The sequence below is a fragment of the Helicobacter ailurogastricus genome (assembly GCF_001282945.1).
GTDB lineage: Bacteria > Campylobacterota > Campylobacteria > Campylobacterales > Helicobacteraceae > Helicobacter > Helicobacter ailurogastricus.
This window is the reverse complement of record NZ_CDMG01000009.1, coordinates 224,974-237,452: the sequence shown is the minus strand read 5'-3', so window position 1 is coordinate 237,452 and position 12,479 is coordinate 224,974. Positions and strand designations below refer to the sequence as shown.

Sequence of the window (12,479 nt, the reverse complement as noted above, 5' to 3'; positions counted from 1 at the left end):
TTTTTAGCCATATTTTCGATCTCTTTCTCTTGGAGTCCATCTCTCTTGGCTAAAAACAACGCTTTGATTTTTTCTGCTTCCATGAGGGGGATTTTCCCGCTATTGAGGCGTACAACACCTCTTTTTCATCATCCTCGCTTTCATGCCAAAGCAGTTTGCACTTATCGTATAAAGTCTCTAAGAACTTTTGTTTTTGCGTACCAAAAAATCCCTTTTCTTTCTTTTCTATGTAATCTTTAATCGCTCTGTAAGCCTCCTTAAAATGGTAAAAATCGATGTTGATTTTTTGAGGGTATTTGGATGGATCGTGGATGTTGCATAAAAATTGAAAGCTCCCCTTCCTAGTTTCATAATCGAGGGTGAATAAATCCCTGCCCTCAAAGTACTTGATGATTAAAAAAATCGTCGTGAGCCGTTGTTGCCCATCAATGACATGGTAAATTTCCTTTCCCTCCTCCTTCATTTTTTTCACAACAATGGGCTGTAGGCTATAAAACTCCTCTGAAAACTCCTCCGATTTGCCCTTTTGAATAAAACGCACAATGTCTTTGAGCAAAAGCTGTACTTCTTTTGCAGTCCAGCGATAACCCCTTTGGTAAGCAGGGATTTTAAAATTTCGCCTTTCCAATGCCTTCACAGGACATAAACCATCTTCTCTTATAGGGCAAAAACCATCGGTTTGCATCAAGCCTCCATCATCTTTGAAACGATAAAGCTGGATTATAACAAAAACAAATAAGAAAGTAATTGGATCTATTGTTGATAAGGAGGAGATTCTATAGCAAGAAACTTAAACGAATTTTAACGAGTTTTAAAAATTTAAAAGAAAACTTCAGAGAGATTTTAAACATCCCTAACACCCCAGCAAGAGAGCCTTGAGCCTGCCTTAAGACAACGAAGTCTTAAAGGTTTCTCTAAGAAAGGAGGTGATCCAACCGCAGGTTCACCTACGGTTACCTTGTTACGACTTCACCCCAGTCGCTGTGTGTGCCGTGGGCAGTAGCTACCTTAGCATCCTGACTTAAGGCAAACACAACTCCCATGGTGTGACGGGCGGTGAGTACAAGACCCGGGAACGTATTCACCGCAACATGGCTGATTTGCGATTACTAGCGATTCCAGCTTCATGCAGGCGAGTTGCAGCCTGCAATCCGAACTGAGAGGCGTTTTTAAGATTGGCTCAACCTCGCGGCATTGCATCTCTTTGTGCGCCCCATTGTAGCACGTGTGTAGCCCTAGGCGTAAGGGCCATGATGACTTGACGTCGTCCTCACCTTCCTCCTGCTTACGCAGGCAGTCTTCTTAGAGAGCTCAGCATGACCTGTTAGCAACTAAGAAAGAGGGTTGCGCTCGTTGCGGGACTTAACCCAACATCTCACGACACGAGCTGACGACAGCCGTGCAGCACCTGTTTTCAGGGTCTAGCAAGCTAGACACTCCGCTATTTCTAGCAAATTCCTTCAATGTCAAGCCTAGGTAAGGTTCTTCGTGTATCTTCGAATTAAACCACATGCTCCACCGCTTGTGCGGGTCCCCGTCTATTCCTTTGAGTTTTAATCTTGCGACCGTACTCCCCAGGCGGGATGCTTAAGGCGTTAGCTGCATTACTGGGAGGACAAAGCCCCCCAACAACTAGCATCCATCGTTTAGGGCGTGGACTACCAGGGTATCTAATCCTGTTTGCTCCCCACGCTTTCGTGCAATCAGCGTCAGTATTGTTCCAGCAGGTCGCCTTCGCAATGAGTATTCCTCTTGATCTCTACGGATTTTACCCCTACACCAAGAATTCCACCTACCTCTCCCACACTCTAGGGTTGTAGTTTCAAATGCAGTTCTATGGTTAAGCCATAGGATTTCACACCTGACTTACAACCCCGCCTACGCACTCTTTACGCCCAGTGATTCCGAGTAACGCTTGCACCCTCCGTATTACCGCGGCTGCTGGCACGGAGTTAGCCGGTGCTTATTCGTGAGATACCGTCATTATCTTCTCTCACAAAAGGAGTTTACAATCCTAAAACCTTCATCCTCCACGCGGCGTTGCTGCTTCAGGCTTGCGCCCATTGAGCAATATTCCCTACTGCTGCCTCCCGTAGGAGTCTGGACCGTGTCTCAGTTCCAGTGTGTCCGTTCACCCTCTCAGGCCGGATACCCGTCATAGCCTTGGTGAGCCTTTACCTCACCAACAAGCTGATAGGACATAGACCAATCCTTTAGCGATAAATCTTTCCCCCGTAGGGTGGTATTTGGTATTAATCACCATTTCTAGTGGCTATCCCAAACTAAAGGGCATGTCATCTATGCGTTACTCACCCGTGCGCCACTAATCCACCTAGCAAGCTAGGCTTCATCGTTCGACTTGCATGTATTAGGCACGCCGCCAGCGTTCACTCTGAGCCAGGATCAAACTCTCCATAAAGTTAAGTTTAAATCCCAAACTGGCTCTTGTGTTGTGGATTTCTCCACGCCACAAAATTAAGTTACTCTATTAGACAAGTTGTGTCAAAACTAGAGTCCTTAAAGCCAAAACAAAATATAAAAACAAATTTTGGCTACAAGACTCTCTTGCTTGGATGTCAAAGATCGTTGCGCTTGAAGTTTAAGCTTCTTTAAAACCGCTTTGGTCTTTAAACCTTTGGATTTTTAAACCGCTTTAACTTTGGCAAAACGCGATTATAGGATTTTAAAGCTTAAGTGTAGCTTAAATACGGAGGGGTTAGCAAAGTTTTCTAACCAAAACGTGTTTTAACTCGATCTATCTTACTTAGAAAAAGCGCGAGGCCACATGAGATTTTATGCGCAGCGGCGACAACACTTTTAAACTAACCAGCCCTACAAAAAGGACCTTTTGCAAGCCCTCGTTGCTACTAATTTGTCTTGTAGAAGCTAAGAGAAACAAACTCCTACCCACCTAGCCTAAACAGACTGGCTAGCTATTATGCACAAGTCATCTTGGCAAGTCTAGCTTGGATTGCCACGCAGATAGCTCGTCCATACGCTTACTGATATTTTCCATTGCTGTCTTGGCAATGTTTTTATCTGCCATAGCAATAACCTCTCGATAAAACTCCTTGCGTTGTTCAGGGTTCATTTTCTCGGCCCGTTTGTGAAGCTCCATTTGATAATCAAGCGCTTCTTCGGGGACAATTTTACCAGCCAACCCAATGAGGTTTGCACTGCTCATGTTGCTAAAGGAAACTCCTTTTGTGGAGGCCGATAGAGTGGTGCATAGACCTGCGACAATTAAAGCAGAAATTCCTAGTTTAAAAGACTGCATGTTGATCCTTTGTAAAAAAAATACAATTTCATGTTAGCCACATTTGTAAATCTTGTGTAAATCTGTTAAAACAAGTGCCTTAAAATCCTAGATTTTGTAAAAATTAATGCAATCTAAAGATATTTATTTTCAAAAAATATTTCACCAAACCCTGCAAAAAGGACAAAACCATGCCCGAATTTAACACCTTGCCAATAGACGCACACAAAGCTAGACAAGCGTTTAACTTAAATCTTAAACGCGCTTAAGAAGTCATTGAGATCGAGGGTTTGCTCGTTGAGCTCATGCGAGGATTTTTGCATAGAATCGTTGATTTTTAATAAATCCTGCACACAGGTGGCGATCTTATCTCCATTCTCAAGGATATCCGTGGTGTGCTCGTTGATTTTATGGATATTGTTGAGATTGACAGTGGTGCGGCGCTACCATGGAGGTTTGGAGCATACAGGCATTTATGTCGGCAGTAACCAAATCATCCATTGGAGCGAAAACAGCAAAGTTGAAACATGTAATCCAGAAGCGTTTTTGCAAATGGGTGGGGATTTAGCCCTAAGCATTTATGTTTCGTGTATTGGCTCATCCCAAGTGGCACTACGCGCCCGTGCGCAAGTGGGGCATGGCATAGATGAGAGGGGCCCATACGATCCCTTAGTCAATAACAGCCATAGGTTTGTCATCGAGTGCCTATCCGGACAAGAATGTAAAGAGGACCTCTTGGTGAAAGACCCCATAGAATATTGTAAGGTGTATCTAGGGGCGGACAACTGGCGTGTTTGGGATAGAGGCAATTAACCCCCAATCACCCCCTCTAGTTGCTCTAAAATGTGCTGGCCTATGGGGATAGCCGAGGTGGCCGCAGGGCTTGGGGCGTTGCAGACATTGACACTTCTAGCGCTATTGCAAAATAAAAAGTCCTCAATGAGCTCACCCGACTCGCTCACCGCCTGCGCGCGCACACCCGCGGGGTGGGGGCTTAAATCCTCTAGTTGCAAGCTCGGGCAATACTTTTGCACCAAGCGCAAATAGCTTTTTTTGCAAAGAGAGTTTTTAAACTCCGTCAAACCGGGTTTAAAATATTTGGCAATGACCTTTCTCACCCCCTTGTGTGCGAGCATTTCTTTTAAATCCTGTAAGCTGATGTCTGTTTTGCAATACCCCTCTCTTTTGAGCGCCAACACGGCATTAGGCCCCACGGTAACACTACCATCGATCATTCTTGTCAAATGCACGCCCAAAAAGGGCATGCTAGGATCTGGGATGGGGTAGATTAAGTGTTTAACGATTTGATGGTGTTTAGGGGACAACTTAAAATACTCCCCCCTAAAGGGGCAAATGCTAAAGCCCGGCTTTAAGCCCAGCATCTTAACGATGCGATCGCTAAATAGCCCCGCACAAGAGATGAAGTAATTTGCCTCATAGACAGCGTTTTTGGTGCAAAGTTGCACCCCTCTCGCGTGCTCTGTGATCACCACCACCTCAGCATTGTAAATGACCTCTCCGCCCTTTTCTTTAAAACGTCTAGCCATCGCTAAAGTAACTTCTTTATAGCTCACAATCGCGCTTGTGGGGAAAAATATCCCCCCAAGACCCGTAATGTTTGGCTCTAGCTCTTTAAGTTCTTTAGCATCTAAACAAACCCGCTCTAGTCCGTTTTCTTTGGTGCGCTCTAAGAGCTCTTGCATGCGTTGCATTTCTAGTGCGTTGCTTGCAACTAAAAGCTTGCCACACTCCTCGTATTTGATCCCATTTTCTAAACAAAACGCCTTTGTGGCTTTGTTGCCTTCATAGCAAAAGCGCGCCTTTAAACTCCCCGGGGTGTAATAGACCCCCGCGTGGATCACCCCGCTGTTGCGCCCTGTTTGGTGCAAGCCGCTTTGCGCTTCTTTTTCTAAAAGCAAGACCTTAAAATTGGGGTATTTTTCCAAAAGTTGCATCGCCACACAGTGGCCTAAAATCCCCCCTCCAATCACCACGCAATCATAAATGGGGAGCATTAGAAGTTTTTAAAGTCTTTGTAGCGGCTAAAGGGGTTGGTGGTGAAAGAAAAATACCCTCTTTGGCGCATCAACTCCCGGCGCAATTTGGGGTGGGGCTGGAATTTATCCCGCCCGTGCAACCAAAATAAGTTGTTGATCAGCAAAAACTGCCCCACAGGCACAGGAAAAGAGAGTTTGGCTTTAGAACTTTCTAGCGAGTCGCTAAGATCAGCTAGGTAAATGCCCTCCTCGTAGTCTTTGGGCTGGGCGAATTGATCGATGTAGAGCATGACCGGGTTAGCATGGCTGTCGGCCTCAAACACCGGGTGATAGACATCGCAGGTAACCTTTTTGCTCGGCGGGGCAGACCAGCGCATGACCTTTTTAGCCAGCGGGTGGTTATAAAACTTCGCCAAGTCCTCCCAATCATCTAGGTGCAAGAGTTGCGAGTCTCCTCCTTGCATGTGCTGTTCATCGATTTTATACATCAGCACATAGTCGGTCACTTCATTCACAAAAGTCCCATCGTTGTGGAGCTCTAGGGGCTTTTGGGGCTGGCGTAGATAACTGTCCGAGTTGTCGGTATTCACCACCGCCCAGCGGGCGTAAAATTGCCCCGTCATCTGATCGAAGTTAGAGCGCCCCACTAAATGCACAAAAGCCGTGGCGATTTTGACCATGTCATCGCCTTGCTCCACGGAATTAATGCCCTCAGGATTCACCAAGAGCGCGCCCGTTTTGCGATCGCTCAAGGTCTGTTCTAAAAAGGGTTTGAGTTTGTGGTGGCAGAGCTTGTCTAAGATTTGGGCGCATCTAAAGCGCAAAAAGGATTTATACTCTAGGGCTTGCACGGGGCAATCTTTTAACTCTTTTAATAAGCTTGCGATGGTGTCTTGGCTGAAAGTGACTTGCAAGAGCCTCTTAGAGTAGGGGGTGGGCTCTACACTAAAGGCTTTGCTTGTGGTTTTTGCCATGTTCTCTCCTTTATTAAGGTTGATATATAAGTAGGATTTTATCCAACAATTCATAATGTTCCAATACTAAAGCCTAAAGTGGCGCTCAATAAGCCACCATATGGATGAAACAGGAATAGAGAGTGGCAAATATTTTGCTCATGGGTTTGTAAGCTAAATCAGTCAAAAGGATTGCAGGAAATTTAAGATTGCTGGCGCAGTCTCTAGTTCTTTGAAAGACACCCTAGAGGTTCAGCTTAAAGGGCGCACACAGGAGAAAGAGAGTTTAAAAGGTGTGATCTCCAACTCAAAGAAGAAACACAGAATCTAGATGCCCTCTTTAAATTTTTAGAAGACAAGTTAAAAGTCTCTTACAAAGAGGTTAAAGCGCGGGTGTTGTGGGTAGATTTGCCCGTTTTGTTCGTCTTGAAAATCCTTATAGGCACTTATTTGGAGTTTTATTTATCAAAGTGGACAAGGACCTCAAAATACTAGTGCCTCACAACCCATTAGGGCTGCTAGAAGCTATGGCCAAAAGTCTGCGCCAACACGAGCCTCAAACTAAAGAAGTCTTAAGCCCACAGCATAAATCTTGAGCAGGGGACAAGCAACCGATATTGCTTCGGATAGCGTAGGTCCCTTAAACAAATTGCAAGACAAAAACAATCGATTTTTTATGTTATACTGCGCGCTACTGATAGGAGAAAGCCATGGTCATCACTACAATGAGCCAAATCATTGGCTCCACTCCCGTTTTTAAATTCACGGATCGAGATCATCCCATGCCTCGGGGCTCTGTTATTTATGCCAAATTGGAGCATTTAAACCCGGGGGGGAGCATTAAGGATCGTTTGGGTCAATATCTAATAGAAAAGGGGATCCAAACAGGTCAGATCACAGATCAGACAACGATCATTGAGCCTACGGCGGGCAACACAGGGATCGCTCTAGCCCTTGTAGCCCTAAGGCATGGTCTAAAGACGATCTTTGTTGTCCCAAAAAAATTTAGCCTAGAAAAACAGCAGATCATGAAAGCCCTAGGTGCGGTCGTGATCAACACTCCTAGTGAAGAGGGGATTGCTGGGGCGATTGCCAAGAGCAAGGAATTGGCTAAAAACACTCCGCATAGCTACCTGCCTTTGCAGTTTGAAAACCCCGCTAATCCAGAGGCCTACTATTGCAGTTTGGGTCCTGAAATTGTCCAAGAATTGGGAACACAACTTAGTAGCTTCGTGGCCGGGATTGGAAGCGGGGGGACTTTTGCAGGTACAGCTAAATACTTGAAAGAGCACATCCCCTCTATCCGCCTCATCGGTGTAGAGCCGGAGGGCTCGATTTTAAATGGAGGAGAGTCCCATGCCCATGAAATTGAGGGCATTGGTGTAGAGTTCATCCCTCCCTTTTTTTCAGATTTACCCATTGATGGTTTTGAAACGATCAGCGATTCGGAGGGCTTTGCATACGCTAGAGAACTTGCACGCAAGCATGGCCTCTTGGTGGGCAGCTCTAGTGGAGCGGCCTTTGTGGCAGCTTTGCGGGAGGTGCAACGCCTGCCAGAGGGGAGTTTGGTTTTGACAATCTTTCCGGATATGGCCGATCGCTACCTGTCTAAGGGCATTTATCAATAGGAGACGAGCATGCGTTTGCAAACAAAATTAATCCACGGGGGGATTAGCGAAGATAAGGCGACTGGGGCGGTGAGTGTGCCTATTTACCAAACATCAACCTACCGCCAAGATGGAGTGGGCCGCCCTAAAGGTTATGAATATTCCCGTTCAGGCAACCCAACCCGCTTTGCCCTAGAAGAGCTCATTGCCGCGTTAGAAGGGGGGGTTAATGGCTTTGCGTTTGCCTCTGGTTTGGCAGGCATTCATGCTGTCTTTTCACTATTCCAATCAGGTGATCATATTTTACTGGGCGATGATGTCTATGGGGGGACTTTCCGCCTCTTTGATAAGGTGCTGGCTAAAGGTGGGCTCTCTTGCACGATCTTAGACACCAGCGACCCCGTCCAAATACAAGAGGCTATCCAGCCCAACACCAAAGCCTTATATTTAGAAACACCCAGCAATCCCCTGCTTAAAATCACTGACCTTAAGCAATGTGCCGCGATTGCCAAAGCGCACAATCTGCTCACCATTGTAGATAACACTTTTGCGACCCCCTACTTGCAAAATCCCATAGCCTTGGGTGCGGATATTGTGTTGCACAGCGGGACAAAATATTTAGGAGGACATAGCGATGTGGTCGCCGGACTTGTTACGACCAACCGCCAAGAATTGGCCCAAGAAATTGGTTTTTATCAAAACGCCATCGGGGGAGTACTAGGCCCTCAGGATAGTTGGTTGTTGCAACGGGGCATCAAAACATTGGGCGTGCGCATGGAAGAACACCAAAAAAACGCCCTGTGTGTGGCGCAGTTTTTACAAGTACACCCCAAAGTCAAAAGGGTCTATTATCCGGGTCTGCCAACTCACCCTAACCACGATCTTGCTAAAGCCCAAATGCGTGGATTTGGTGGCATGCTCTCTTTCACGCTCAAAAATGATGGCGAGGCGATCCCCTTTGTAGAGAGTCTTCAGTTATTTATTTTGGGCGAGAGTTTAGGTGGGGTGGAGAGCCTTGTGGGTGTCCCAGCGGTGATGACGCATGCATGCATTCCAAAAGAAAAGCGCATCGCTACGGGAATTGAGGATGGGCTTGTGCGCTTATCTGTGGGTATTGAAGATCAAGAAGATCTGCTAGAGGATTTAGAACAAGCGTTTAAACGCTTAAAATAACCATTAAATGTAGGAGTTGAATGTGAAAATGAATGTAGAAAGTTTTAACTTAGATCACACCAAAGTGAAAGCCCCCTATGTGCGTGTGGCCGATCGCAAGAGGGGCGAGCGCGGTGATCTGATTGTGAAGTACGATGTGCGTTTAAAACAACCCAACAAAGAACACATGGACATGCCAAGCCTGCATTCCCTAGAGCATTTAGTTGCAGAATTGATCCGCAACCACGCCAATTATGTCTTGGATTGGTCACCGATGGGTTGTCAGACGGGGTTTTATTTAATGGTGTTAAATCACGACAACTATTCAGAAATCTTAGAGCTTTTAGAAAAAACCATGCAGGATGTACTCAAGGCCACAGAGGTGCCCGCATGCAATGAGAGACAATGTGGTTTTGCTGCCAGCCATACCCTAGAGGGCGCACAATCTTTGGCCCGCGCCTTTTTGGCTAAACACGCTGAGTGGTCTGAAGTGGAGGCTTAATCAGACTGCAAAAGGGGTGTGGTGTGGGTGCTTTACTTGCTAGTTTATGCAAGCCCCGTACACACCCGCGCTATGGTTAATCTCTAATGTTGTAAAAGTCAAAGGGATTTAAGCTTTTAGTGATGTAGCGCAACAAAGCCGCATCAACGCCCAAAGGACGCAAAGGTGCTTTAACCCTCGACGATAGCCGTATTCTCATTTCAACTGCTAATTGCTAGACTTTTGTTTAACAAGACGGGGGTTCTTGTGTGCAAGAGTGTATTCACAAGCATTAATGCGGTGGCGTACCTCGCCCACTGATACGGTTGTTATTTTAGTGTGTTTCTATCATTTTGGCTGAATGTTATTTTTATTGCTATCATTTAACACATAACATAAGTGCAATCATTGACGACATATAGTATCTTTTAACTTGTTTTGATCTAAATTGTGATTGGCTTTTTTAAATTTTAAAGCCATAATCAGTCGGCAATAGCCAAAGGAGAAAAGATGGTAAGTTTATTCAAAAATATATACCAAGCAATGCTGTTAATTTTGCTTTGTTTAAGTGGGGCCTATGCTGGCGAAGAGGCGAATCGGTATTTTAATCTTGGCGCAGATGCTTATAAAAGCAAAGACTATTTTCAAGCTTTGCAATATTACCAAAAAGCAGCAGAAATTGGGAACGCTGATGCTTATAATAACTTAGGAGGGATGTATAGGAATGGTCAGGGTGTTGCTAAAGACTATCTTAAGGCCATACAATATTTCCAAAAGGCCGCTGAAATGGGGGTTTCTGATGCCTATTATAACTTGGGAGTGATGTATGAGGATGGTGAGGGAGTAGTCAAAGATTATTCTAAAGCTTTGCAATATTACCAAAAAGCAGCGGAGATGGGGGATGCAGATGGTTATTACAGCTTGGGAGTGATGTATTGGAGGGGCGAAGGTGTGGGAAAAGACAAAGAAATGGCACGGCATTATTACCAAAAAGCTTGTGATCTGGGTAATCAGATCGGTTGTAAAAAAGCTAGGAAGTAAATCGGATAAACAATAATTTTAACTTCAGGCTACCTCGAGCAATTTTTCATATGTCTCATTAAGGTGGGACGGCCTTGTTAAACACAAGTTTAGCAACTAGCATGTTGAAATGAGAATACGGCAGACAAATGTTGCCAGTGAATCTACAGATTATGGCAAGGTGTGCAAATCCCTTGTTTAGTGTAAAAGTTTTTAAAGAACATGATAGGGCTTAAAATGAGAAAAAGACTCACAAAATATGCATCGTGTTTTCTTTGCCCATTGGCTCAAAGGCTTTGAGATTAAATTTTGGAGTCCTCAGAAGAGAAAAGTTTATGGATATGGGGTCGTGATCGATTTGTTTTGGCAAGACAAATGACCTTGGAATTTAGATTGGGTGTATTTACATGTCTTATATAAAGTCTTGAGAAGCATTGGTCTAGTGCAGCCCATTTTATTACACACATGTTTTTTAGCCTTAAATAGTATGAAAATGTGTGCTTTAAATTTGCGCGGGAGAGGCCTCGAGAGTGCAGAGAAAAGGGAAAAAAGTTAAAAGGCATCAGGGCGCAATTAAAGAAACCCGACACAGAACTAGGCACACCACCTCGCTTAGAGTGGAGTGCATTGCAGCGTAGCCCAACTGGATATCTATTCCCCCTCCATATCCTCTCTATCTAGGCCCAATTCTAAAGCTTGGAGGGGAGCAATGGCATTGCCCGCAATGCCTTCAATACAGCCGCGCGTACGCGCCACGATGAAATGCAACCCCTCTATGTGTTTGGAGCGCCGCGCCCAGCGTTTTTCGAGTTTAGCCCAAAAATTGCTATAAAATTTTTTTTCTTCACTCAAATCATTCTCCATTTCTCTAAATAGAATGATTGCATTTTCAACTTCTTTCGCAAACTCTGCCCCCACTAAATAGTTGTAGAGTTCGTGTATTTTATTGCCTCTATTCTCTTGGCTTTTTTGCGCCCGCGCGAGATTTAAAATCATCTCCCTTAAAATCCCGCAAAGCCCTTTAAATTCTTGGAAAGTGCAGACATACACACCTTTATAAAGCCCCATGCGTTCCATAGAGTTTGGCAATTTTGTTGTGACAAGCACTCCCAAGTGCGCCCCCGTTTCTCGTTTATTCTGTGTGAGTTTTTCAATCCACTCTTCTTTAAACTCTTTTGCGCGCTTGCTTTCATAACAGATTAACCCGCAATCTAGACCACTGCCATCACGCACCATCTGCAAACAATCAGCTCCCCTTTGCCCCTTTTTCACCTCTTCAATCATGTCTAAGGGGAATTTATGGCGTAAATATTCTTCAATCGCCAATTCTTGGGCTTCTCCTTGCAATTGCTGAGAAATCGCGGGCTGTGCCATCCTATTGGCCTCTTGGAGTGCCTTTTCTAGTCGTTCCCTTTGTACTTCTTGTTCTTTGAATTTAAGCTCGTATTTTTCCCTAGTTTGGATTTCGAGCATCTTTACCATCTCTTCCTTTTGGGCTTGTAGTTGTGCAGCGTTTTGCTCTTGTAGGCGCGCTTTCTCTTGTTGCACTTGTGCTTGCATTTGGACGCGCTCTTGTTGGAGGGCCTGCTCTATGCCTTGTTGGATTTGCTGTTGTAATGATTGCTCTTGCGCTTTGAGTTTTTCAAAGGCTTGGCTGTACTCTTGGCGTTTTTTGGCAACTTCCTGCTCAAATCTGTTTCTCTCTTGGGCCATTTTACGTTGCAACTCTTGTGTCACCTGCTTAGATAAAATCTCGCCTACATTAAAAGTGTATTGGCAATTAGGGCATGTAATGCTGTCGTCCATGTTGGTCCTTTATCTTTAGAATTGTGCATTATAAACGACAAAGGATAAATGAACACTGCGGATGCTTGCGCTTGATTTTGTACTGCCAACCCTACCCCCAGCAACGAGGACAATGTCCTTCAACCCCAAGCAAATACCACTACATTGCACTTTTCGTGCTCGCTTGTCTTAACAAGTTCCAAAAGATTTTACAAGGTATCTTAGTGC

10 protein-coding genes and 1 rRNA gene are annotated in these 12,479 nt (G+C 44.9%); 5 read left to right on the top strand and 6 right to left on the bottom strand.

The window, feature by feature from the left end:
- Nucleotides 1–49: 49 nt before the first annotated feature.
- The 3 genes from HAL07_RS06540 to HAL07_RS06530 form a co-directional block, all read right to left on the bottom strand.
- Complete coding sequence (locus HAL07_RS06540; protein WP_053945511.1) at nucleotides 50–685, bottom strand: DUF262 domain-containing protein; 636 nt, start codon at nucleotides 683–685, stop codon at nucleotides 50–52.
- Nucleotides 686–919: 234 nt separating this feature from the next.
- Nucleotides 920–2,419 (bottom strand): 16S ribosomal RNA (locus tag HAL07_RS06535).
- A 528-nt stretch (nucleotides 2,420–2,947) separates the two neighbouring features.
- A complete protein-coding gene (locus tag HAL07_RS06530) occupies nucleotides 2,948–3,277 on the bottom strand; it encodes a DUF1104 domain-containing protein (protein ID WP_053941849.1) in 330 nt (109 codons plus the stop codon).
- A 399-nt stretch (nucleotides 3,278–3,676) separates the two neighbouring features.
- Between HAL07_RS06530 and HAL07_RS06520 the strand changes: the two genes are divergently transcribed.
- On the top strand, nucleotides 3,677–4,069 hold the full coding sequence (locus HAL07_RS06520) for a C40 family peptidase (protein WP_156295956.1): 393 nt from the start codon (nucleotides 3,677–3,679) through the stop codon (nucleotides 4,067–4,069).
- Here HAL07_RS06520 and lhgD read toward each other — a convergent pair.
- Both lhgD and glaH read right to left on the bottom strand, forming a co-directional pair.
- Nucleotides 4,066–5,271, bottom strand: coding sequence for an L-2-hydroxyglutarate dehydrogenase (gene lhgD / locus HAL07_RS06515; RefSeq protein ID WP_053945509.1), 1,206 nt, complete (start codon nucleotides 5,269–5,271; stop codon nucleotides 4,066–4,068). The genes HAL07_RS06520 and lhgD overlap by 4 nt on opposite strands.
- Nucleotides 5,271–6,227 (bottom strand): glutarate dioxygenase GlaH, encoded by a 957-nt coding sequence (gene glaH, locus HAL07_RS06510; RefSeq protein WP_053945508.1) that lies wholly within the window; start codon nucleotides 6,225–6,227, stop codon nucleotides 5,271–5,273. The genes lhgD and glaH overlap by 1 nt, the downstream gene beginning before the upstream one ends.
- A 689-nt stretch (nucleotides 6,228–6,916) precedes the next feature.
- On the opposite strand from glaH, the gene HAL07_RS06505 reads away from it, so the two are divergent.
- The 4 genes from HAL07_RS06505 to HAL07_RS06490 all read left to right on the top strand — a co-directional run bounded on the left by HAL07_RS06505 (nucleotide 6,917) and on the right by HAL07_RS06490 (nucleotide 10,487).
- Nucleotides 6,917–7,834 carry a PLP-dependent cysteine synthase family protein gene (locus HAL07_RS06505; RefSeq protein WP_053945507.1) on the top strand — a complete coding sequence of 306 codons (918 nt, stop codon included), beginning with the start codon at nucleotides 6,917–6,919 and terminating at the stop codon, nucleotides 7,832–7,834.
- Between the two features lie 9 nt (nucleotides 7,835–7,843).
- Complete coding sequence (locus HAL07_RS06500) at nucleotides 7,844–8,986, top strand: cystathionine gamma-synthase (protein ID WP_053945506.1); 1,143 nt, start codon at nucleotides 7,844–7,846, stop codon at nucleotides 8,984–8,986.
- Nucleotides 8,987–9,014: 28 nt separating this feature from the next.
- A complete protein-coding gene (locus tag HAL07_RS06495) occupies nucleotides 9,015–9,467 on the top strand; it encodes an S-ribosylhomocysteine lyase (RefSeq protein ID WP_104707363.1) in 453 nt (150 codons plus the stop codon).
- Nucleotides 9,468–9,956: 489 nt separating this feature from the next.
- Entirely contained in the window at nucleotides 9,957–10,487 is a 531-nt protein-coding gene (locus tag HAL07_RS06490) for a tetratricopeptide repeat protein (protein ID WP_104707354.1), read from the top strand.
- A 630-nt stretch (nucleotides 10,488–11,117) separates the two neighbouring features.
- Here HAL07_RS06490 and HAL07_RS06485 read toward each other — a convergent pair.
- The gene (locus HAL07_RS06485) at nucleotides 11,118–12,272 is read right to left on the bottom strand and encodes a DUF2130 domain-containing protein (RefSeq protein WP_053945505.1); all 1,155 of its coding nucleotides are present in this window, start codon (nucleotides 12,270–12,272) and stop codon (nucleotides 11,118–11,120) included.
- Between the last annotated feature and the right edge of the window lie 207 nt (nucleotides 12,273–12,479).

Excerpts from the sequence above, each read along its gene's own strand:
- HAL07_RS06490 (WP_104707354.1), top strand. The coding sequence starts at position 9,957 with ATGGTAAGTTTATTCAAAAATATATACCAAGCAATGCTGTTAATTTTG.
- HAL07_RS06500 (WP_053945506.1), top strand. The coding sequence starts at position 7,844 with ATGCGTTTGCAAACAAAATTAATCCACGGGGGGATTAGCGAAGATAAG.
- HAL07_RS06505 (WP_053945507.1), top strand. The coding sequence starts at position 6,917 with ATGGTCATCACTACAATGAGCCAAATCATTGGCTCCACTCCCGTTTTT.
- HAL07_RS06540 (WP_053945511.1), bottom strand. The coding sequence starts at position 685 with ATGCAAACCGATGGTTTTTGCCCTATAAGAGAAGATGGTTTATGTCCT.
- glaH (WP_053945508.1), bottom strand. The coding sequence starts at position 6,227 with ATGGCAAAAACCACAAGCAAAGCCTTTAGTGTAGAGCCCACCCCCTAC.
- HAL07_RS06495 (WP_104707363.1), top strand. The coding sequence starts at position 9,015 with ATGAATGTAGAAAGTTTTAACTTAGATCACACCAAAGTGAAAGCCCCC.
- HAL07_RS06485 (WP_053945505.1), bottom strand. The coding sequence starts at position 12,272 with ATGGACGACAGCATTACATGCCCTAATTGCCAATACACTTTTAATGTA.
- lhgD (WP_053945509.1), bottom strand. The coding sequence starts at position 5,271 with ATGCTCCCCATTTATGATTGCGTGGTGATTGGAGGGGGGATTTTAGGC.
- HAL07_RS06530 (WP_053941849.1), bottom strand. The coding sequence starts at position 3,277 with ATGCAGTCTTTTAAACTAGGAATTTCTGCTTTAATTGTCGCAGGTCTA.